Origin of the sequence: Pandoraea sp. NPDC087047, assembly GCF_044745225.1 — a bacterium.
Taxonomy (GTDB): Bacteria; Pseudomonadota; Gammaproteobacteria; order Burkholderiales; family Burkholderiaceae; genus Pandoraea.
On the sequence record NZ_JBIUZU010000008.1, the window covers coordinates 327,964 to 349,408 of the forward strand.

A 21,445-nucleotide genomic window follows, 5' to 3' on the forward strand; every position below is an offset into this window, starting at 1 on the left:
ATGGTCCAAAGGTGGCTGGAACTTGCTAAATCCAAACAACCTTCCTGTGATCTTCGGAACGGGGGTCGGCGGCCTCGGACAAGAAATTTTCAACAAAGCGCACGACGCGCTGAACTCGACGGTACCCAGCGAAAAATGAAGAGACTTCCCATGTTTTTTATATGTAGCTTGGTGGTTTGTTGGGCAACAGTGACTGTTGCGTGGAGTATCGGCATAGCAATTAACTGTGCTTTAATAGAAGATTGTCGTGAAAAATTCGGAATTATTTATTTAATAAAATTAATGAACGACGAGTCCGGCCGCGTGCACCGCATAGCGGGTGAAAACAACCTAATAAGATTGGCGGGGCGATCGGAACGGCTGTCAATAACGCGGTGCACGGCAATAAGGACCGCGGCCGTGAGTGGTGTTGGGTCAGCATTCGGTTTTGGCGCGGGCAAAGCTATCGATACCGCCCCGGCGTTGAAAGCGCAGTACGAGCTGGAAGCTAGCCTGGTCCGCAGGCGGTGACTACCGAGCAACGATGCATGCGGCCGCACAACACCCGTTGCAACCATTACATCCGTTACGTCGGTTACCTCCCCATACCCTAGGTGCGCTCCCATTTGGGCTTACGCTTCGGGTCTACGTCGCCGTGCCTCACAATGACGCTCGACCACTGGCCCCCCGAGCCTCACGCGTCATATCAGCGCGATGAGCCCTCACCAGGAGACCTCCATCAATGACCAAGCCTCACCTCACTCTTTTTGCCGTACTAGCAGCGACCGCCGCGATTGGCTGGATGACTTTCAGTGCCCGCAGTTACGCCGCAGAGCCCAACCCGCAGGTCCAGACGAATCCCCGACGCGACGAGATCAAAGCGCTCGTCGATAAAACCGTCGTGCCTCTCATGGCGCGTCAGGATATTCCCGGCATGGCCGTCGCCATCGTCTTCGACGGGCAGTCCTATGTCTTCGACTACGGCGTCGCCGACAAAGCCGCCAACAAGCCCGTGACGGACAACACCCTGTTCGAAATCGGCTCCGTCAGCAAAACGTTCAGCGCAACGCTCGCCGCCTACGCGCAAACTACAGGCGCACTTGCACTCACCGACAAGACAAGCCGCTTTGTGCCCGAACTCGCGGGCACACCTTTCGGCGACGTGAAACTCCTGAATCTCGCCACCCACACCACTGGTGGCATGCCGCTTCAGGTGCCCGACAACATCCGCAACACCGACGAAATTCTCCAGTACTTCAAGACCTGGAAACCCGCGAAGCCAACCGGCACCGTACGCACGTATTCGAACGCCAGCATCGGCGCGCTCGGTTGGCTCACCGCACGCGCCATGCACGGCGATTTCCCCTCGCTCGTGACCGATCACGTCTTCAAGCCGCTCGACATGACGCACACCTTCTTCCGTGTGCCGGAGAATCAACAAGCGAACTACGCTTGGGGCTACAAGAATGGCAAGCCGGTGCGCGTCAACCCTGGCGTGTTCGAGCCAGAAGCCTATGGCGTGAAGACGACCGCCAGCGACTTGCTCCAATTCGTGCGAGCGAACCTCGGCCAATCAGTGACCGACCAACGTCTGCGACATGCGATTGAAACAACGCACACCGGCTATTTTTTCGATGCGCCGATGACACAAGACCTCATCTGGGAACAGTACCCCTATCCCGTCGGCATCGACGCTTTGCTCCAAGGCAATTCCTCCCGGATGGCACTTGAGCCGACTTCCGTACACGAACTCGTACCGCCAATGGCACCGACGCCGGATGCTTGGGTGAACAAAACGGGATCGACGAACGGCTTCGGGGCGTACGTGGCCTTCGTGCCGTCCAAGCAGATGGGCATTGTGATGCTCGCCAACAAGAACTACGCAATGGATGAGCGCATCCGCGCAGCGCACCGCATCCTGACGACGCTCGATGGCGGGTGTTCTGCCTGCGAATCAAGGAAGTGATCGCGTAGGGACCGCGCCCCGGATCTGGTCGACCTGACGTCGGTGGTATCGTGCGCAATATCCCACGACTCGCAGTCGTCACGTCAATGATCCGATCCGTTCTAACCCTCGCCTTGAGCCTGGCGACCGTCGTCGCGCCATCCGTCGCAACGGCGGCGCCCCGCTCAACGGAGATTCAGGCACCAGGCCCAAACGGAATGCAAGGTCCGCTCGCGGGAACGTTCGAAGCCCCGGCGGACAGCCGTGCCACGGTCCTCATCATTCCAGGCTCCGGCCCAACCGATCGCGACGGCAACAGCCCGCTCGGGGTGAAAACGTCGATGTATCGCCTGCTCGCAGACGGACTCGCGCAGCAGGGCATCGGCAGCGTACGTATCGACAAGCGCGGCATGTTTGGCAGCGCCAAAGCGGTACCGGATGCGAACGCCGTCACCGTCGACGACTATGTGCGCGACACGCTATCGTGGGTCGACACTATCCGCACGACGACCGGAACGCGTTGCGTCTGGCTACTGGGGCACAGCGAAGGTGGATTGATGGCGCTCGCCACCGCCGCACGTCAGCCCGAATCCATTTGCGGTTTGATACTCGTATCGACGGCGGGGCGTCCGTTGGGCGATGTCCTGAGCGAACAGCTTCATACCAATCCCGCAAACGGCACGCTCACTGAGGCTGGTGACATCGCCATTCACTCGCTCACGCAGGGGCATCGCGTCGACATGAAGACGCTCCCAACGCCGCTCGCACCGCTGTTCAATCCAGCGGTGCAGGGATTTCTGATGAGTCTTTTCGCACAAGATCCGGCAAAGTTGATTGCACAAGTCCGTGTGCCGGTACTCATCGTGCAGGGCGAGCGGGATCTTCAGGTCGGCACGGTGGATGCGGAACGTCTCAAACAAGCAGATCCGGCAGCCACACTCGTGTTGTTACCTGACACGAATCACGTCCTGAAAACGGTGACGAGCGACGACCGCGCCGCGAACATCCACACCTACGGCGACGCATCGTTGCCACTCGCACCGGGCGTAGTCGACGCTATCGTTCGTTTCATCGACGCTATTCCGAAAGCGCACTAAACCGAACATCACACGTACTGCGACGCCTCAAGGCCACTCGCACCGGGCGTAGTCGACGCTATCGCTCAGGCCATCGGCGCGAATCCAGCAGCGCTTTGGACCGATTTTCACGCTTACTGCGACGCCTCAAACCTCCGCCCTCCGGCTCGCTCAACGCCACCCGTCGTTTGGCAAACCGGTATCCGGCAACGCGTCAACGACCAAAAACCGTCTCAAACGCCGCCGCCATATCGTCAATCAGATCCTGCGGGTCTTCCAGGCCGATGTGCAGACGCACGATCGGGCCGGCGTGCGTCCAGTCCTCGCAGGTGCGCGTGCCAGCGACGTTCGATACCGTCGCCAGACTCTCGAAGCCGCCCCATGACGCGCCGATGCCGAACAGCGCAAGCGAGTCGACGAAGCGATCCGCCTGCGCGGGCGTCGCGTTGGCGAACTCGAAAGAGACCAGACCGTTGGTGCCCATGCAATCGCGCTGCCACAACGCATGCCCGGGATCGGTCGGCAGCGCCAGACAGAACACGCGCGCGACGTCGGGAAGGCCGTTCAGCCAATGCACGACCTCCAGCGCATGACGCTCATGCATCTGCAACCGCGCCGCCAGCGTGCGCGTGCCCCGCAGCACGAGGTAAGCATCGTCGGGACTCACGGCAACGCCTTGCGCGTCGGCCATCGTGGAGAGCGTCTGCCAGACTTCCTGCGTCGTCGTGACCGTGCCCATCATCACGTCGGAGTGACCGCTCAGGTACTTCGTCGCGGCCATGACCGACACGTCGGCGCCCAGCATGAGCGGACGGCACTGCACGCCCGAGCCCCACGTGTTGTCCGCGACCAGCAACGCGCCGTGACGATGCGCCAGCTCGGCCAGCGCCGGGATGTCGCACATTTCGTAGACAAGCGAGCCCGGCGCTTCCACGTAAATCAGCTTGGTGCGCGCGGTCATGTGCTCGGCGGCGTCGCTACCGTCCGCGCGGAAAAAGGTGACGTGCACACCCCAGGGCTTGAGAAACGTCTCCACGAAATGACGCAACGGCTGATACACGCAGTCCGAGATCAGCACGTGATCGCCGGGGCGCACATAGGCGAGAAACACCATCGAGATCGCCGCGAGCCCCGTCGGAAAGAGTCGTGTGCGATACCCGCCCTCCAACCCGGCGACGACATCCTCCAGCGCGAAACCGGTCGGATTGCCCCTCGCGCCGTAGGTGAACATGCGCTCGGCGCCGCGACGGCGGCGCGCGTCGTTCATGTCGTCCATCGACTCGAACAACACGGTGGATGCGCGCACAACAGGCGGATTGACGGCGCGACCGCCCACCACGGCGGTGTCGGTGCCGCCCTTGACAAGGCGGGTGGCGAGTCTTTTCTGGGGAGATGGTCGGGACATGATCTGGCTTGGGCGAAAACGGTTCGAACGATTCGGGACGATTCGGGACACGCATCATCGGCGCGCGCGACGGGAAAGGATCGCGCACGCCAACGTCAGAGATTACTTCGTGGCGGCGGCATCACCAATACGGAATGCCCCGCGCTCCTGCTCGTCCAACTGCGCGAGCAGACCCGTCTCCCACGCCAGATACTGACGCGCCGCCGCCTTATTCCCATCGTGACGGTCATGCACGAAGAACAGGTAGTCGATGCAGTCGGCATCCGGCGGCGAATCGGGCGTGGTCTGCACCGGCTGGCCGGCCGCGGTCCACGCCTTGAAGCCACCGGCGAGCAGCGAGAACGTGCGCGAATCCTGCGCGTTCTCACGTCGCCAGTCGGCCACGAACAACTCGGCAACACCGGGCTCGTCGGCAATCAGCACAACATTGCCGGACGCGGGCAACGCCGGCACACGCGGGCGAATCGCCCACTGCGAGCCCGGCACATGCTCCCGGCGATAGCTCATGCTCGGACGCACATCGATCACGGTGACGCTGCCCGCTGCCAGCGCATCGGCGAGCGTTGCGACATCGATCTCGGACAGCGTCGTGTCCACGCCCGGCGCGTGCGCGGCCAGCGACGCACCGCTGGCGAGACCGTCGCGCAGCACGTAGGCGTCGTGACCGAGCTGACGCAGCCAACTCGCGACGATCGGTGCGCGTACGCCATCGTTATCGAACAGCACCACGCGCGCATGACGCACCCCCACGTACTGATCCGTCGCCTGAATCAACTGACCGCCCGGCGTGTGTTGCGCACCCGGCAGCGTGCCGGCGGCGAATTCCTCCGGCGTGCGCACGTCGCACAGGAACAGCGTGCGCGTCGTATCTTTGGCCCATTGCGCGAACGTTGCGGCGTCCACCTCGGGAACCGCGAAATGCTCGGCCAGCGCGCCGCTGGCGTCGCGCATCTGTGTGAGGCTCGACGGCGTCACCGCATCGGGATAGCGACGCGTGCTGCCATGCTCCAGGGGCAGGTCCTCCAGATACCAGCCCTGCGTGCCGTTCTCCAGCGCCATCACCGGATTCGGAATGCCGAGGTTGATGAGCGTCTGCGCGCCGATGATGCTGCGCGTGCGACCGGCGCAGTTCACGACGATGGGCGTGGTGGTGTCCGGCACCAGATCGCGAATGCGATAGCCGAGTTCGCCGTTCGGGCAGCAGATGGACGACGGGATCGTCATCTTCAGATATTCGCTGACGGGACGTCCGTCGAGAATCACCACGTTATCGCCGCGCTCGCGCATGGCGGCCAGTTCGCGCGCCGTCACACGCGGCGTGTGATACGCCATTTCGACGAGCTCGCCGAACGTCTTCGACGGCACGTTCACGCCGGCGAACAACGTAAAGCCCGCCTGTTGCCAGGCGTCGGTGCCGCCTTCGAGAACGTAGACGCCGGTGTATCCGAGCGCGTCGAGACGCTGCGCCGCCAGCACGGCAACGCTCTGGTCGGTGTCGTAAAGCACCACGCGTGCGGCGCGGCGCGGCGCCAGACGCACAATGTCGAGTTCGAGCCGGCTGTAGGGCAGCGTCACACCATAGAAGAGATGCGCTTCGCCGTACTGGCCGTGCTCGCGCACGTCGAACACGGCGATCTCGGCGCCGTCGTGCAGCCATTCCTTGAGTCGGGCGGACGGCACAAATTGAGGAGTGAACGAGGTCATAGCATTGCGTCGGTTATCAGTTCCGCCCGGCCATGGCCAAAGCGTAGAGATGAGCAGGCCCGCACCGCCCGTCAGGGCGGCGTGATGCGGGTGGCGCGAAGGGATCTCGCGCCGTCAGGGGGTGTCTTGTCACCGCCGCCGGATTCGCCGGCGGTCAGTGAAGCGTCAGCAGATCAACGTCGCGTCTTCACGCCGATGTCCATCACCTGATACGTGCCATTGGCGAGATCGAAGGTGATGCGCTCGGTGAGCGTTTCCAGCGCGCGGCCATACATGTGCAGATGTCGGATCGGTGCGTCGCCCTTGATCTCGACAGCGTGAATGTCTTCCGACGCCAGCGCGATGCCTTTCCCCGGATCGACCACGACCGTGTCGCTCACTTCCAGCGTGCCGACGCCGGGCGTGTTGCCGTCGTCGGTGCGGCGGTAGACATAGTTGTATTCAACGCCGTCGACCGCCGCGATGCACGCCCACGTGGTGTGGTTGTGCGGCGTGATCTTCTTGCCGGGACGCATGACGTTCAGATACAGCGCGTAAGTCTTGTCGGCGTCTTCATGAATCAGATAGCGCGCCTGCAACTCGCCGTCGGCCGGCGGCGGGAAGTCGGCTTCGCTCCACAGCGCGCTGCGCGCGGCGAGCGATTTGACCTGTTCGAGCACGGCGGCCAGCGCGGGACGCGTTTCGCCCCCCGGTGCCAGCGCAGCCTTCATGGCGGCGATGGCATCACTGACAGCAGCCTGACGTTGTTCGGGAAGGTGGGTCGTGGACATGGTGAAAGTCTTCTCCGTAGTGCTTTGTTATGCGAGGTGCCCTGGGTGAGGCGTTGTCGGGTGGGGTTGTCGTTATCCGGTCTGTGTCGGCACGGCGTCAGGCCGGTATCGCGTCGCGCGGCACGCCGATCATCGGCGACGGCCGCAGTACGTCCTGCAGGAAGCGCTGCGCACGCGCATGCTTCGGCTGGCTGAAGAACTCGGCAGGCGGCGCGTCTTCGAGCAATTGGCCCTGATCCATGAACCAGACGCGACTCGATACATCGCGCGCGAATCCCATCTCGTGCGTGACGATCATCATCGTGAGGCCCTCGTCCGCGAGCGAGCGCATGACCTGCAGCACTTCGTGCACCATCTCCGGATCGAGCGCGCTCGTGGGCTCGTCGAACAGCATGAGCGGCGGCTTCATGGCGAGCGCACGCGCAATCGCCACGCGCTGTTGCTGACCGCCCGAGAGATTGGCGGGCATGGCGTCGATCTTGTGCGCGAGCCCGACCTTGGTGAGCAGCGCTTCGGCCTGCGCAACGGCTTCGTCGCGCGACATGCCGAGCACTTTCGTCGGCCCGAGAATCAGGTTCTGACGCACCGACAGGTTCTGGAACAGATTGAAACTCTGGAAAACGAAGCCGATGCGCGCGCGCAGCTCATTGAGCTTCACATCGCGCGCGGTAACGTCCTTGCCTTCGAAAAGGATGCGGCCCTTCTGAATGGCTTCGAGGCGTGTGACGGTGCGAATCAGCGTCGACTTGCCCGAGCCCGACGGCCCGCACACGACAACGACTTCGCCGCGTCCGATGGTGGCGTTGATGCCCTTGAGGACATGATGTTCGCCGTAAAACTTGTCGACATTCTCGAATGCGAGCATGGTCATGATCGCGTTCTCCTTCTTGAACCCTGCGTCTGTGCTCATGACGCCAACCCCGCACGTTGGCGCGCAATGCGACGCTCCAACCAGCCGGCGAAGCGCGAAATGGCGAAACACAACACGAAATAGAAAGCTGCGAGCACGAGGAACGTTTGCAGCGGCTTGGTCAGCACGATCGTGTTCACCTGTGCGGCCGAGTACGTCAGTTCAGGCACGCCGATCACATAAGCGAGCGACGTCGCCTTGATGATCGACACGAACTGATTGACGATGGACGGCAGCATGTTCGCGAGCGCTTGCGGCAGTTGCACGTAACGCATGCTTTGCAGCCACGACAGCCCGTTCGAGCGCGCCGCTTCCATCTGGCCGCGCGGCAGCCCTTCGAGACCCGCACGCACGATCTGCGACAGGAAGGCGCTTTCGTAGACGATGATCGCGCACACGGCTGTCGTAAAGGCCGACACCTCGGCGCCCACGAGCAACGGCACCGCAAAGTACGCCCAGAAGATGATCATCAGCAGCGGAATGCCGCGCACCAGCCGTGTCCAGATCCCGGCGAGGCGTCGCATCCAGCGCCATGGCGAGACTTGCGCCAGGCCGATCAGCACCGAGATCGGAAACGAAATCACCAGACCGAGCGCCGACAGAATCAGCGTGATGGCGACACCGCCGAGCGGACCGTTGGGCCAACTGCCGACGAGGAACAGCGCGAGATAATCATGAACAATCTCGAACATCGTCAGACTCCCGAGGGCGCCGTGCGGCGTTTGGCGAAGTGCTCGGAGAGCGCCATCAGGGCCAGCGTTCCGATCAGATACAGGATCGTCGCCACGAGAAACACGTCGAACGTGCGGAAGGTCAGGTTGTCGATCTGGCGCGTGCGATACAGCAGTTCGTGCACGCCAATGGCCATCGCCAGCGAACTGTTCTTGAAGAGCAGCAGCGACTGATTGAGCAGTGCGGGCAGCGCCACGCGAATGCCCTGCGGCAGGATCACGTAACGAAACGACTGCAAATACGTCAGACCAATGGACCAGGCGGCTTCCTGCTGGGTGTGCGGAATCGCACGCAGGCCGGAGCGCAGGTCTTCCGAGATGAACGCCCCGGCGTTGAGCGCCAGCGCGACCGTCGCAAAAAAGAACTCGGTGTTGCCCGCGTTGATCCAGTCACGCATGCCCTCGGGCAGCAGTTGCGGCACGCCGAAGTACCACACGAGAATCTGCACCAGCACCGGCACGTTGCGGTGGTACTCCACCACCACGATCACGAAGCCCTTGAAGAGCTTGACCGGCAGGGCGCGCAGCGTGGTGAGCGTCACGCCCACCACGACGGCCAGCAGACCCGAGACCACGAACAGCCTGAGCGTGGTCAGTACCCCGTCGCGGAACAGCTTCAGGTACCCGTCTTCGAGCAGAAACGAAAGATCGAACATTGTGCGACGTCTCGCTCACTGCACCTTGATCGGCTCGACTTTGTAGTCGCGCGTGAATTTGTAGACCGACTTGCTGCCGAGCCACTTCTCGAAGCTATCCTGCAAGCCATTCGACTTGTCATAGTCGAGCAGGATCTTGTTCACGGCGGCGAGCAACGCGGGCTCGTTCTTGTTCATCACCACGCCCCAGCGCTCCTCGAACACCGGCTTGGTGAGCAGGCGGTACTGCTGGCCGCCCTTCGTGGCGGCTTCGTTGGCGAAACGGGCAAGGATCAGTTGGCCCGCGACGAGCCCCTCCACCTTGCCTTGTTGCAGCGCGAGGAACGCCGACGAAATGTCGTGGAAGGTGAGCAGGTTCGAATCGGGCAGACGCGTGACCGACACCGCCGCCGAGCTGGAGCCTTCGGACGCTGCGATCTTCTTGCCCGCGAGCTGGTCGAGGGTCTGCACCGGCGAGTCGGCACGCACCAGCACGCGAATCGGCGCGACGAAGTACTGATCGCTGAAGTCGACCTGTGCAGCGCGCGCGGGCATCCAGGCGACGGCCGCGGCGAGCATGTCGACGCGGCGCGTCTTGAGTTCGGGGATGCGGGCGTCGGTCGACAGGGCGCGGTGTTCGAGCTTCACGCCCAGACCCTTCGCGATCGCGGTGCACACGTCGACGTCGAAGCCGACGATCTTGCGCGTGGCGGCGTCGGGGAACGCATAGGGCTCGCTGGCATTTTGCGTGCCGCACACGAGCGTGCCGCGGGCCTTGATGTCAGCCAGTTGATCGGCGTGCGCGATGCCCGTCACGGCGAGGGTCGCGAACAGCGCGGCTGCCAGGTGTCGTTGCCACATGTTCCTGAGTCTCCTTGGGTTCGACCGAAGGGCAGATCGATTCAGGGACGCCCGCACGAATGCAAAGCACTGGAATCGATTAGCGGGGAACCGATCAATGCCGGCTACCGCTCTGCAAAACCCCGGTCACATAAATATTGCTTGAGTGTCAGGCAGGTTATCCACCAAAATTCTCAAGAACAATTTAATTTTTATCTCGAAAACATTAGCGTTTCTGAAGTATCCATTCGGACGATCATGCGAAATCTCGATATCGATCTGTTGCGGACTTTCGTGGCGATTGCACAGCATGAAACCTTCGCGGCGGCGGCCACGCGCGTGGGCCGCACGCAGTCCGCCGTCACGCAGCAGATGCAGCGGCTCGAGCAGGAAATGGGGTGTCCGCTGTTTGAAAAGCAGGGGCGGCAGAAGACGATGACGGCCGATGGGGTGCGTCTCGTCGCCTATGCGAACAAGATCCTCGCGCTCAACGATCAGGCCGTACAGGTCATGCAGACGCGCGGTCCCGCGGAGAAGCTGCGCATCGGCTCCCCGCACGACGTGGCGGAATCGATTCTGCCGAGCATGCTGCGACGGCTCTCGAAACTCTCGGCGGAATTGCAGTTGGAAATCATCGTCGGACGCAGCCCGCACTTGATGGATGCATTGCGCGACAACGAACTGGATCTGGCGATCTCGACGCGTTACGACGAAGGGTTTCCCGGCATCAAATTACGCACGTCGCCGATGGTATGGATTTGCGCGGACGACTTCATCTTCAACGCCGCGGCGCCTGTCCCGCTCGTGATGGCCGACGAACTGAGCCTGTTCCGGCGGCTGTCCATCGAAAGGCTCAACGCCGCAGGCATTGCGTGGCGCACGAGCTTCATCTCACCGACGCTCACCGGCATCAAGGCCGCGATCAGCGCGGGCCTTGGCGTGACGGCTCGCACAACCGAGCTGCTCGACGCGAACATGCGCGTGCTCTCCGAAGCCGATGGTCTGCCACGTCTGCCGGACGTCGCGTTCTATCTCTATGTGCAGCCGACGTGCACGAGTCAGGTACTGCGCGAGTTGTTCGAGTCGACGGAACACATCGCCACGCGCTTCGGGCCGCCTTTTTTGATTGGCGAATGAGGCGACGGCAACCGAATGCGTGCGATGTCGAGGTATGACCGGTATGACGGGTATTACGCCTTCGGTAGCGTTCCCGGGCGCAGATACGCAAGCGCGTGAGCGACGTACTCGCCTTTGCCAAGTTCGACACCGTGCTGACGCAAGATGCTATAGGCGGCATTGGTATGGAAATAGAACTGCGGCAGCGCCCAGTCGCGGGCATATTGCTCGCCGGTCATGTCGAAGATCACGCCGTTGGGCAGTTCGAGGGCGATGTCGATGTATTCGCCCGCGTCGAGCGCATTGTCGGGCAGGGCTTCCAGAAAGGCGATGGCCTCGGCCAGACGCGCCTTGGCTTCGGCAAACGTGCCGGGACGCTGCCCGCTGTTCCATCCCTCGCGTTGCACGGCCTGAGCCGCTTCCGGAATCGCTTCGCCGCGCAGCCGATACACCGGCTCCATCGAGAGGTAGCTCGCAAAGCGTGCCTGTGCGGCGAGCGGATACATGTCGGGGGCGAGACGCAGCGTCATCAGCGCATCGGGCTCCTTACCGTTCGCCTTTTCGTACGCGGCAGCCTTGTCTAGCCACACCGACTGGCCACGCAACATCTGCAAGAACGTGGGGATAAGAATTTCGGTCAGCGTCATGCGGTCTCTCCGGTGATTTTCTGAGTTCGCGCGGCAATCCGCGCCGCCGGGGAGCATATCGCGATCTCGTTCGTTTCGCACGTCAAGATGCGCAATTCGTTGCACGCCAATTGCCCGCGGATTGCCCGCGAACGACGAGGCGTCTACGTCGTGGCGATCAGCAGTTCCTCTGCGTTGGCGGGGGGACGCAATCCGTCGGACCGATTCGCGAAATAACGTTCGGTCAACGCGTCGGCCGACACGTGTTGCGCGTGTTCGAAGCCATTCGTTTTGGCGAACGTCATCATGTCCTGCGGCGTGAAAAAGCTGATGAACGGTGTGCCACTCGCACGCGCGCCTTTCTCGGCCATCTCCAGACCGGGACGCACATCGGCGCCCGCCATCTCCAGCGGTAAAAGGAACGTCATCGCCAGGGTCGAGCCGGACGCGAGCGACGCCACCTCGCGCAACGTCGCCGCATTCGCTTCGCGCGTGAGATACATGCTCACGCCGGTGGAGACGATGACGGCGGGCTGTTGAGCGTTGAAGCCATGTTGCGTCAGCGCATCGCGCCACGATTGTCCGGCTTCGAAATCCACTGGGACGAAGTGCAGCCAGTCCTGCACGCCATAGCCCAGCGCAATGAGCCGGTCATGTTTCCATCGCTGCGGGCCCGGGCGGTCGACTTCGAAAATCGTGAGCGACGTCGCCAGTTCGGGATGCCGTTGTGCGAAGCTGTCGAGACCCGCGCCAAGGATCACGTATTGGCGCACGCCACGCCGCATCTGCGCCATCACGAGGTCTTCGATATAGCGCGCGCGAGCGATGATGGACGCGCGAAACGGGCGTGTGAACAGCGCATGCATATCGCCGCGCTCGCGCCAGTCGTCCGGGGGATCGAGCAGACGCAGTCCGACGTCGTCGGCCAGCACGGGCGGCTCGGCGTCGACTTCCAGATGCAATGCACGCCATAGCGCCACGCGCGCTGCCGTGCTGTCGGGCGCGATGTCTTTCGGATCGGTCATGACGCTCACCTCGCGAATTCATGGGGTATGCGCCGATTCTTGCACAGCCTTGGCCACCCTGCGCGGCAATCGCTCACGGCTGGCGATAGTGCTCTGCCATGAAGTCGATGAACGCGCGCACCCTCGAATTCACGTGTCGCGTGTGCGGATAGAGCGCGTAGTAGTGGCTGCGTCCCAGCGAATACTGCGGCAGCACGCGCACCAGCGTGCCGCGCGCCAGTTCGGCGCGCACGGTGCGCTCGGTGAAGGCCGCAATGCCGGTACCGGCGAGCGATGCTGCGAACAAGGCGGTGATGGCGTCGGTGGTAAACGCGCCATCGAGCGGCACACGTTGAGTGTGCCCGTCAGGGCCGGTGATCGCCCATTCGCGCGGTGTGCTGGCGCCGGCGAAGACGAGGCGTTGATGCGTGGCAAGATCGTCGGGCACGCGGGGCAACCCGAACTGCGTGAGATAGGTGGGTGAAGCGACGAGCACCGTCTCCGAAGCCGTCAGCAATTTCGCCATCAAACTGCTGTCGGCCAACGCAGCGCTGCTGATGCGCAGCGCCATGTCGAACCCCTCGGCGAGCAGGTCCACATAGCGATCGCTGCACGACAACGTGAGCGCAATACCCGGATACCGCAGACGAAACGCCGGCAGCCACGCGGGCAATTCGAGGGTGCCGATGGCCAGCGGGACCGTCAGGCGCAGCGGGCCGCTCAAGTCCTCGCGTTCGTCCGTCATGGCGTGGGTCATGGCGTCGATCCGCGCGAGGATATCGATGCAGTGCCGGTGATAGCGCTCGCCCGCACTGGTGAGCGCGAAGTGACGTGTGCTGCGATGCACGAGCGCCACGCCCAGCGCCGCCTCCGTCTGCTTCAACTGACGCGACACACTTGAGTGCGACATGCCCAGCACCTCGGCGGCGCCCGAAAAACTCCGGGCTTCGACCAGGGTGTGAAACACGCGCATTGCCAGCAATTGATCCATGTCGTCTGCGGCGCTGAAGGGTGGGGTGGGTGGCGCGGCGGCGTGACGGAAGTGGCTTCAGCGCAATGGCAAACGAAGCACTTCGTCCGTGGTCATCACGTCGCCGAACGTGTCCTCGATCTCCGCGAGAGCGGCGCGATGCAAAGCGTCGCTCGTCACGCGGGAGCCGTCGGCACGCACGATGTCACGGGTCGCGGTGGCGTCCGATGCTACCACGACGGTATAGCCCAACGGCACGGCGTCCCGCGCGGCGCCTGCCACACAGGCGTGCGTCATCAGACCGGCAATCAACAGCGTGTCGATGCCCTTCGCCTTCAGGCGTTTGTCGAGATCCGTGCTGGCGAACACGCTCACGGAAGTCTTCTGCAGCACGGTGTCGCGAGCACGCGGCGTCGCGCCGGGAGCGAAGGCGACGCTCGCGCCATCACTGGCGAATACCGCGGCACCGGCCGGCGCTACGTGTTGAATCTGGAAGACGGGCATGCCCGCAGCATCGGCCATCGCGATCAGTTTCTGCGTGTTGGCGAGCGCCTTTTTGCCGTCCGGAATCGGCATGCGACCCGTGAAGTATTCGTTCTGGAAATCGATCACGACGAGCGCCGTGCGTTTCGGATCGAGATGATCGACGGGGGCCGCACCGAGCATGGCGCGAATGGTCGGATGCCGGCCGGTGTCCGTGGCGCTGGCCGTCAGCGCCATGCCGGGCACGGCGGCGGACAGCGACAGGCCAAGCGTTGCGAGTTGCAGGGTGCGAAGCAGCAGATGGGTCATGGGGATTCTCCGTTAAGTCATAAGTCGTCGAGGCACCCAGTCTAGAGACGCCGCGCCGCGCACACCAGCCGCCGGCGGGCACATCACTTGTTCGTCATTTGCACGAATCGCCCTTATGCGTTGAAGAAAATATGCGCCGCACCTTGGTACCCGACATACAGCCCGACCAGAACGATCAGCCCGCTCGAGAAGTAAGGCGCCTTGCGTGCGAAGTCGCCGAAGCCGCTCCACCGACGCGACACGTGCCGTACGCTGAGCGCCGCCAGCACCCCGGACGCAACCATCGTCATCGCAAGTCCGATGCTGAAGCACACCACCAGCCCGGCCCCCAACGCGAAACGCTTCAGTTGCAGACAGAGCAGCAAGACCGTGATCGACACCGGGCACGGCACCAGCCCCCCCGTCAGACCGAACATGACGATCTGGCCCGTGGTGATGTCGCGTCCTGAGAAGCGTCGTTGGATGTCGCGGGCGTGGGCGCGTTCATGCGCGTCCCGATACGCCCCATCCTCCCCATATTCCCCGGCCGAGAGGGCCGCATGCGAATGCGTGTGGGGATAAGCATGCGACGGGTGCTCGTGGTCGTGATGATGGCTGTGCCCGTGGTCTTCGTGATAGTGCGTGTGGCCGCGCTTGGAGGGCGTGGCCCGCACATTATCGCGCCAGGTCCGCCACAACATTCCGCCGGCGATCACCAGAATCAGCACGCCCGACGCGAGCTGAAAATATGGCTCGGAGGCTTCGGCATTCCAGTTGCGGCCGAAATACATTCCCGCCATGGCAACGATCCATACGACAGCCGTGTGCGACACCGTCGCCGAAAGTCCCAGCAACACCGCCTGTCCGACAGTGCCGCGAATCGCGACGATAAATGCCGCCATCATCGTCTTGGAATGCCCCGGCTCCAGACCGTGTAAAGCGCCCAGCAGTATCGCGCTCGGGATAAAGAGCCAGGCATTTCCCTGCTGGAGGAGGGTCGAAAATTCGGTCATGGCACACCACTCAAGGGGTTGAACGTCGTGCCGCGAATATACTACCACCCAGTATATTTGTGGTAGGATTTTTTTCATTCGACAGACAGAAAACAGGAGCGCGACAGGCGTGCACACGATTCGGGACAAGAACAAGTTGTTGGCACGCGTGCGTCGCATTCAGGGGCAGACGCAGGCGTTGGAGCGGCAGTTGAGCGAGGAGGGCGACTGCGTCGAAATCCTTCAGCAGATCGCGGCCATCCGCGGTGCGATCAATGGGCTGATGGGTGCGGTCATCGAGGGGCATCTCGTCGATCACGTCATCAACGAGCCCGACCAGGCCCAGCGTGAAGCCGAGCTGGCGCCCTTGCTTCACGTCATCAAGGCCTATCTGAAGTGACCCGCCACGCCCCTATGCTCCGGTTCGAGAACCTCACCCAACGCTTCGGCGATTTCACCCTTTTCGAAAACCTGCACTTCCGTGGCGATCACGGGTGCTTCGCGTTGCGCGACGAAGGCGGCGGCGGCAAGACCACGCTGCTCGGCATGCTCGCGGGCACTGTCGATACGCAGGGCGGCAAGGTCTGGATCGACGGACACTCGATGCAGGACACACCGAGCGCCGCGCACGCCGCAAAAGCCGCCCTCGCGGTGGTGCCGTTCGATTGTCTGACGCAGCCGTCGCAAACGGGGCGAGGCTTTCTCGAACAGCGCGCCGCCGAGCGCAACGTGACGCTCACCGCCAACGTGCTCGATCTGGCGGAGCGCTTCGGCCTCATACCGCACATGGAAAAGCGCTTCGATCAGATGTCGCTGGGCACACGTCGCAAGTTCTACCTGACGGCCACACGGTTCGGCGCCCCGCGCGTGATCCTCGCGGACGAACCCAGCGGCGGACTCGACGGTCCGTCCCGCGCCGTACTCATCGACCTCTTCAAGACCCTCGGCAAGGATCGCTGCGTCTTCTTCTCGACGCATGACGACGAACTGGCCAACGGGTGCCACGCCACCACGCTCGGCTTCCCCGATCTTTCACGCGCGAACGCCGGCTGACATCACGGACCGGCCGAGCACATAGAACTCGACGGAGTCGGTCTGTGCGCCAGAAGGCGCACACAACGCCCTGCTCGCACCCCAAGCGCGGCAGCGGCGCTGCGTTCCACGCTACAAGATCCGAAAGACATTGAAAGGAATGACGGCCGCCGTTGAGTCGCTCAGCATGCGCATTGATTTGCGCTCACTAAAGTTACTGCCACGTTGAGCCGTAAGCGCAGAGAAGAATGAAGAAGTATCGGCAGCAATGTATCGATGCGACGGCGCTGGCAGTACCGCCTGAGCGGTAGTTCCCCCCAATCAACGGCTCGCTCGCGGGCCTACCGATGAAAGCCCATGAAAGTCACTTCGTTGCGAACCCGAATTCTGCTTATTACCTGTCTGACCGTAGTGGGGGCGCTGATTCTCTCCGGCATCACGACCTACGTGATCGTGCGCGACAGCATGATGTCGAGCATCGCGCACACGCTCTCGGCCGTCGCCAACGGCAATGCGGCCACCGTCGAGCGCTGGTCGGCCGACAAGGCGCAGGCGGTCGTGGCCACCTCGCAAGTCGTCGAGAAAGGCGATCCGGGCGGTCTCGTGAAGCTCATGGGCAAAACCAACGACTTCCCGATCACGAGCATCGGCTGGTCGGACAAGACCTTCTTTTCCACCGCCCCCACGCCCGCAGACTACGATCCGACCGCGCGCCCCTGGTACAAGAGCGCCGTTGCGGCGGGCAAGCTGACCGTCACCAAGCCGTATGGCGATTCGTCCACGGGGATTCCTTACGTCGCCTTCACCGCGCCGCTCGTGCGTGACGGTCAAACGACGGGCGCCATCAGCGGCGCCGTGGCGCTGACCGGCGTGCAGGACATCATCAAGGCGGTGCATCCCACGCCGTCGAGCCTCGCGCTCGTGGTCGCCAGCGACGGTCAGGTGATCGCGCACCCCGACAGCAAGTACTCGCTCAAGCCGTCGACGGACGTATCCGCCACGCTCACCGCCGACTCGCTGCCGGGCATGGCCGCCGAAGACGCCGCCCCGGTGACCATGGCGCTGGCCGGTGCGCCCAAGCTGCTCAAGGCCAAGCGCATTCCCGGCACGGACTGGTATCTCGTCGTTGCCCTCGATCGGGCGGAAGCCACCGCGGGTCTCACGCACGTGCTGACCGCCACCCTCATCACGCTGGTCGTGCTCACGCTCATCGCGCTGCTGCTCGCGTCGATCTTCACGTCGCGCGCCTTCAAGCGCCTGTCGGCCGTGCGCGACGCCATGGACACCATCGGCTCGGGCGACGGCGACATGACACAGCGCCTGGACGTTGCCGGACACGACGAAGTCGCGCAGATCTCGAAGTCGTTCAACGCCTTCGTCGACAAGATCAGCACCGTCATGCTCGATGTACGCACCGGCGTGTCGTCGATGACGTCGGCCACGAGCGAGATCGAAATGGGCAACCGCGATCTGTCGCAGCGCACGGAAGCCTCGGCCGGGTCGTTGCAGGAGACGTCCTCGGCCCTCACGGAGCTGACCTCCAGCGTCAAGCAGACGGCCGACACCGCCGAGCACGCCACGCGTCTGGCCAACGATGCGAGCGCGGCGGCCGTACGTGGCGGTCAGGTCGTGACCGATGCGGTGGGCACGATGGCCGAGATCACGCAGTCGTCGGAGCGCATTACGGAAATCATCAGCGTGATCGACGGCATTGCGTTCCAGACCAACATTCTGGCGCTCAATGCGGCGGTGGAAGCCGCACGTGCGGGCGAGCAGGGCCGCGGCTTCGCCGTGGTCGCGGGCGAAGTGCGTACGCTGGCGCAGCGCAGCGCGGCGGCGGCGCAGGAAATCAAGGGCCTGATCGAGACGTCGGTACAGAACGTGAAGAGCGGTACCGAGCGCGTGCAGGCGGCGGGCACGACGATGAACGAGATCGTCGACGGCATTACGCGTGTTCAGCGTCTGGTGAGCGAGATTCACGGCGCCATGACCGAGCAGAGCGCCGGCATCAGCCAGATCGACCGGACGGTCTCGGAGATGGATCAGGCCACGCAGCAGAACGCGGCGCTGGTGGAAGAGTCGGCCGCCGCGTCGGCCATGCTCAGCGAGCAGGCCCGTGTGCTGGCGGAGACAGTGGCTCGCTTCCGTCTGCGCGAGGGGCATCACGTAGATTCCCTCGGCTTCGGGAGCGCCCGCGCGCCAGCGCTGTCGGTGGTGAGCGCACCGCAGCGCCGGGCCGCCTGACGCCGTCGAAGTGTCGAGACGAGTGCATCGTTGCGATGCACTCAATGCCCATATCGGCAAGGGGTACTTGTGCGGAATTTAATTTTCCCGGTACAATCGCGCTCCCTTGCAGGACAAAGCCGACGTGGTGAAATTGGTAGACACGCTATCTTGAGGGGGTAGTGGCGAAAGCTGTGCGAGTTCGAGTCTCGCCGTCGGCACCAAGGTTAAAAAAGGCAGAAGATCGAGAGGTCTTCTGCCTTTTTGTTTGCCGGTTCGTTCGGCCGCCTGGTTCGGCCGCTTCGTTTTCTACGGCGAAACGTTAGTCGAACTTCCGTTAGTCGAACTTCCGCCCGCGCGTCTCGGGCATCTTCAGATAGACCACCAGCGAGATCGCCGCGCAGACCGTCACGTACCAGTAGAAATACGACTCGTGACCGCTTGCCTTGAACCGCAGGGCGACGAACTCTGTCGTGCCGCCGAGGATCGCCGTCGTCAGCGCGTACGGAAAGCCCACCGCCAGCGCACGGATACGCGGCGGGAACAGTTCGGTCTTCGCGAGCATGTGCACCGACGTGAAGCCCGAGAGCATCACCAGCCCGGCGAACGACAACAGAAACGCCACCAACGGGTCCTTCGTGTGGCTCAGCGCGGTGAACAGCGGCACGGAAAAGAGCGTCGTGCTCACGCCGAAGATCATCAGCACCTTGCGACGCCCAATCACGTCCGACAGCAGCCCGAACAGCGGTTGCAGCGGCATGTACAGCAGCAGTGCGAGCGTAGAGACGAACGTCGACGACTCCTTCGACAGCCCGACCGAATTCACCAGAAACTTCTGCATGTAGACGGTAAACGTATAGAACGCCACCGTACCGCCGATCGTGATGCCGATGGCCAGCAGAATCTGACGCCAATGCGCGAACACCTCACGCGCAATCGACGTCTCGCGCTTCTTCGCGCTATCGACAAACGCCGCGCTCTCCGTCACGTTGCGGCGCATGTACAGCGCGAAAAGCGCCAGCACGCCGCCAAGCACGAACGGGATACGCCATCCCCAATGCTCGATCTGCTCCGCGCTCAGCAGCCAGCGTTGCATGACCATCATCAGGCCGAGCGCGACAAGTTGCCCGGCGACCACGCTCACTTGCAGGAAGCCCAGGAAGAAGCCCTTACGATTCTCGGGGGCGACTTCGCTCAGATAGGTGGCGCTAGTCCCGTACTCGCCGCCCATCGACAGGCCTTGCAGCAGACGCGCCGCGATCAGCACGATCGGCGCGAAGATGCCGATGCTCGCATAGCCGGGCGTGAGCGCAATCATCATCGAACCGACGCTCATGGCCAGCACCGACCCCGTGAGCGCGGCCTTGCGGCCACGCCGGTCGGCGTACAGCCCGATGAGCCAACTGCCCAGCGGACGCGCCACATAGCCGACCGCCGCAATCGCCGCCGTGTTCATCAGTTGAACGGTCGGGTTGTCGCCCGGGAAAAAAACCTTCGCGAAATAGATCGAGAAGATGCTGTACGCGAGAAAGTCGTACCACTCGATCAGGTTGCCCGCGAGGCCACCCACGATGGACCCGATCTTGACGGGCGGCCGGGCGGTGGCGGCGTGCGGGGGGTGTGATTGACGTGCCTGATGTGTTGCGAGGGAATCCGAGGGGGGCGTCACAATCTGTCTCCAATACTTTTTGTTTGATGCCGTCATGCAGTGGTGCTGTCGTGCGGCAAAGCTGTGCTGCTGGAAAAAGGGGGCGACGCCTCACGTGCCGGGCGTCGCCGTGATACGCAAGCCGGTGCCGCTCAGTCGGCGGCGTATTGCCTGTCGAGGGCGTCGTAGAACGGCTTGTTCACAAGGCGCTGACGCTCGGCAAAAGGCACCACGAGCGACGGATCTTCGTCCAGACGCCCCGTATCGCGCAGCGTGCCCAGCGCCTTCTGCATGCCCAGCACGGCGCTTTGCAGCGCGGCGTTCGCGTACAGCACGATGCCGTAGCCCAGCTCGGCCAGACGCGGCTGCGATTGCGTCGGCGTCTTGCCGCCAATCACGATGTTGATCAACTGCGGACGCTCGAACAGCGCCGGCAGACGTTCGATATCGGCCAGCGTCTCCGTCGCCTCGATGAAGAGAATGTCGGCACCGGCCTCGATGAAGCGGCGGCCGCGCTCGATCGCCGCGTCGATTCCTTCGACGGCGGCGGCATCGGTGCGGGCGATGATTTGCAGGTTGCTGTCTTCACGCGCGTCGACGGCGGCGCGAATCTTGCCGACCATTTCATCGACCCCGATCACGGCCTTGCCGTTGAAATGGCCGCACTTCTTGGGCAACACCTGATCTTCGAACTGGATGGCGTCGGCGCCGCTGCGCTCGAGCACGCGCACGGTGTGACGCACGTTCAGCGCATTGCCGAAGCCGGTATCGGCGTCGACGATGATCGGCAGCGACACGGCGTCGCGCACGCGGGCGGTGTGTTCGGCCATCTCGGCCAGACCCACGAACGCGAGGTCGGGCAGCCCGAGCGACATATTGGTGACGCCCGCCCCGGTGAGGTAGAGCGCTTCGAAACCGGCGTCTTCAATCACGCGCGCCGAGAGGGCGTTAAAGGCGCCGGGCACGAGCAGGCCGCGGCGGGCCTCGACCTTGCGGCGAAATTCGGCACGGCGTTGTGCGGTCGCGGTAGTCATGATGACTGTCTCCGAAAGGTGATGGGGAAATGCC

At 63.2% G+C, this 21,445-nt stretch carries 20 protein-coding genes and 1 tRNA gene; 7 read left to right on the forward strand and 14 right to left on the reverse strand.

From position 1 onward, the window contains the following. The first annotated feature begins 721 nt into the window (after nucleotides 1-721). The gene (gene blaPNC, locus ACIPHM_RS17605) at nucleotides 722-1,945 is read left to right on the forward strand and encodes a PNC family class C beta-lactamase (protein WP_400330704.1); all 1,224 of its coding nucleotides are present in this window, start codon (nucleotides 722-724) and stop codon (nucleotides 1,943-1,945) included. Nucleotides 1,946-2,142: 197 nt separating this feature from the next. Beyond that, nucleotides 2,143-3,021, forward strand: coding sequence for an alpha/beta hydrolase (locus tag ACIPHM_RS17610; protein WP_400330706.1), 879 nt, complete (start codon nucleotides 2,143-2,145; stop codon nucleotides 3,019-3,021). 193 nt (nucleotides 3,022-3,214) lie between these two features. Here the strand turns inward: ACIPHM_RS17610 and metC are convergent, their stop codons facing one another. From metC to ACIPHM_RS17645, 7 genes are all read right to left on the reverse strand, one after another. Further along, nucleotides 3,215-4,405 carry a cystathionine beta-lyase gene (metC, locus tag ACIPHM_RS17615; RefSeq protein WP_400330709.1) on the reverse strand — a complete coding sequence of 397 codons (1,191 nt, stop codon included), beginning with the start codon at nucleotides 4,403-4,405 and terminating at the stop codon, nucleotides 3,215-3,217. Between the two features lie 102 nt (nucleotides 4,406-4,507). Further along, nucleotides 4,508-6,109 carry a rhodanese-like domain-containing protein gene (locus ACIPHM_RS17620; RefSeq protein ID WP_400330712.1) on the reverse strand — a complete coding sequence of 534 codons (1,602 nt, stop codon included), beginning with the start codon at nucleotides 6,107-6,109 and terminating at the stop codon, nucleotides 4,508-4,510. Between the two features lie 173 nt (nucleotides 6,110-6,282). Next, nucleotides 6,283-6,879 (reverse strand): hypothetical protein, encoded by a 597-nt coding sequence (locus ACIPHM_RS17625; protein ID WP_400330715.1) that lies wholly within the window; start codon nucleotides 6,877-6,879, stop codon nucleotides 6,283-6,285. Between the two features lie 97 nt (nucleotides 6,880-6,976). Continuing rightward, complete coding sequence (locus ACIPHM_RS17630; protein ID WP_400330891.1) at nucleotides 6,977-7,750, reverse strand: amino acid ABC transporter ATP-binding protein; 774 nt, start codon at nucleotides 7,748-7,750, stop codon at nucleotides 6,977-6,979. A gap of 35 nt (nucleotides 7,751-7,785) precedes the next feature. Further along, nucleotides 7,786-8,481, reverse strand: coding sequence for an amino acid ABC transporter permease (locus ACIPHM_RS17635; protein ID WP_400330718.1), 696 nt, complete (start codon nucleotides 8,479-8,481; stop codon nucleotides 7,786-7,788). A 2-nt stretch (nucleotides 8,482-8,483) separates the two neighbouring features. Then, complete coding sequence (locus ACIPHM_RS17640) at nucleotides 8,484-9,176, reverse strand: amino acid ABC transporter permease (protein WP_400330721.1); 693 nt, start codon at nucleotides 9,174-9,176, stop codon at nucleotides 8,484-8,486. A 15-nt stretch (nucleotides 9,177-9,191) separates the two neighbouring features. Further along, entirely contained in the window at nucleotides 9,192-10,016 is an 825-nt protein-coding gene (locus ACIPHM_RS17645; protein WP_400330724.1) for a transporter substrate-binding domain-containing protein, read from the reverse strand. Between the two features lie 237 nt (nucleotides 10,017-10,253). On the opposite strand from ACIPHM_RS17645, the gene ACIPHM_RS17650 reads away from it, so the two are divergent. After that, complete coding sequence (locus ACIPHM_RS17650; RefSeq protein ID WP_400330727.1) at nucleotides 10,254-11,132, forward strand: LysR substrate-binding domain-containing protein; 879 nt, start codon at nucleotides 10,254-10,256, stop codon at nucleotides 11,130-11,132. A gap of 53 nt (nucleotides 11,133-11,185) precedes the next feature. On the opposite strand, the gene ACIPHM_RS17655 is transcribed toward ACIPHM_RS17650, so the two are convergent. The 5 genes from ACIPHM_RS17655 to ACIPHM_RS17675 all read right to left on the reverse strand — a co-directional run bounded on the left by ACIPHM_RS17655 (nucleotide 11,186) and on the right by ACIPHM_RS17675 (nucleotide 15,495). Beyond that, nucleotides 11,186-11,758: a DUF1993 family protein gene (locus ACIPHM_RS17655; protein ID WP_400330730.1), complete on the reverse strand. Its 573-nt coding sequence runs from the start codon at nucleotides 11,756-11,758 to the stop codon at nucleotides 11,186-11,188. Nucleotides 11,759-11,901: 143 nt separating this feature from the next. Continuing rightward, nucleotides 11,902-12,762, reverse strand: a complete 861-nt coding sequence (locus ACIPHM_RS17660; protein ID WP_400330733.1) for a class I SAM-dependent methyltransferase — start codon at nucleotides 12,760-12,762, stop codon at nucleotides 11,902-11,904. A 73-nt stretch (nucleotides 12,763-12,835) separates the two neighbouring features. Beyond that, on the reverse strand, nucleotides 12,836-13,732 hold the full coding sequence (locus ACIPHM_RS17665) for a LysR family transcriptional regulator (RefSeq protein WP_400330736.1): 897 nt from the start codon (nucleotides 13,730-13,732) through the stop codon (nucleotides 12,836-12,838). Between the two features lie 57 nt (nucleotides 13,733-13,789). Next, on the reverse strand, nucleotides 13,790-14,431 hold the full coding sequence (locus tag ACIPHM_RS17670; RefSeq protein WP_400330894.1) for a cysteine hydrolase family protein: 642 nt from the start codon (nucleotides 14,429-14,431) through the stop codon (nucleotides 13,790-13,792). A gap of 185 nt (nucleotides 14,432-14,616) precedes the next feature. Continuing rightward, nucleotides 14,617-15,495 (reverse strand): nickel/cobalt efflux protein RcnA, encoded by an 879-nt coding sequence (locus ACIPHM_RS17675; protein WP_400330739.1) that lies wholly within the window; start codon nucleotides 15,493-15,495, stop codon nucleotides 14,617-14,619. A gap of 109 nt (nucleotides 15,496-15,604) precedes the next feature. Between ACIPHM_RS17675 and ACIPHM_RS17680 the strand changes: the two genes are divergently transcribed. The 4 genes from ACIPHM_RS17680 to ACIPHM_RS17695 all read left to right on the forward strand — a co-directional run bounded on the left by ACIPHM_RS17680 (nucleotide 15,605) and on the right by ACIPHM_RS17695 (nucleotide 18,953). Continuing rightward, the gene (locus tag ACIPHM_RS17680; RefSeq protein WP_246184500.1) at nucleotides 15,605-15,874 is read left to right on the forward strand and encodes a metal/formaldehyde-sensitive transcriptional repressor; all 270 of its coding nucleotides are present in this window, start codon (nucleotides 15,605-15,607) and stop codon (nucleotides 15,872-15,874) included. A 14-nt stretch (nucleotides 15,875-15,888) separates the two neighbouring features. Then, the gene (locus ACIPHM_RS17685; protein WP_400330743.1) at nucleotides 15,889-16,527 is read left to right on the forward strand and encodes an ATP-binding cassette domain-containing protein; all 639 of its coding nucleotides are present in this window, start codon (nucleotides 15,889-15,891) and stop codon (nucleotides 16,525-16,527) included. Between the two features lie 336 nt (nucleotides 16,528-16,863). Beyond that, nucleotides 16,864-18,750, forward strand: coding sequence for a methyl-accepting chemotaxis protein (locus ACIPHM_RS17690; protein ID WP_400330746.1), 1,887 nt, complete (start codon nucleotides 16,864-16,866; stop codon nucleotides 18,748-18,750). A gap of 118 nt (nucleotides 18,751-18,868) precedes the next feature. Then, a tRNA-Leu gene (locus ACIPHM_RS17695) sits at nucleotides 18,869-18,953 on the forward strand. 113 nt (nucleotides 18,954-19,066) lie between these two features. Here the strand turns inward: ACIPHM_RS17695 and ACIPHM_RS17700 are convergent. Next, on the reverse strand, nucleotides 19,067-20,398 hold the full coding sequence (locus tag ACIPHM_RS17700; protein WP_400330749.1) for an MFS transporter: 1,332 nt from the start codon (nucleotides 20,396-20,398) through the stop codon (nucleotides 19,067-19,069). A gap of 131 nt (nucleotides 20,399-20,529) precedes the next feature. Beyond that, complete coding sequence (locus ACIPHM_RS17705) at nucleotides 20,530-21,411, reverse strand: oxaloacetate decarboxylase (RefSeq protein ID WP_400330752.1); 882 nt, start codon at nucleotides 21,409-21,411, stop codon at nucleotides 20,530-20,532. Nucleotides 21,412-21,445 lie beyond the last annotated feature (34 nt).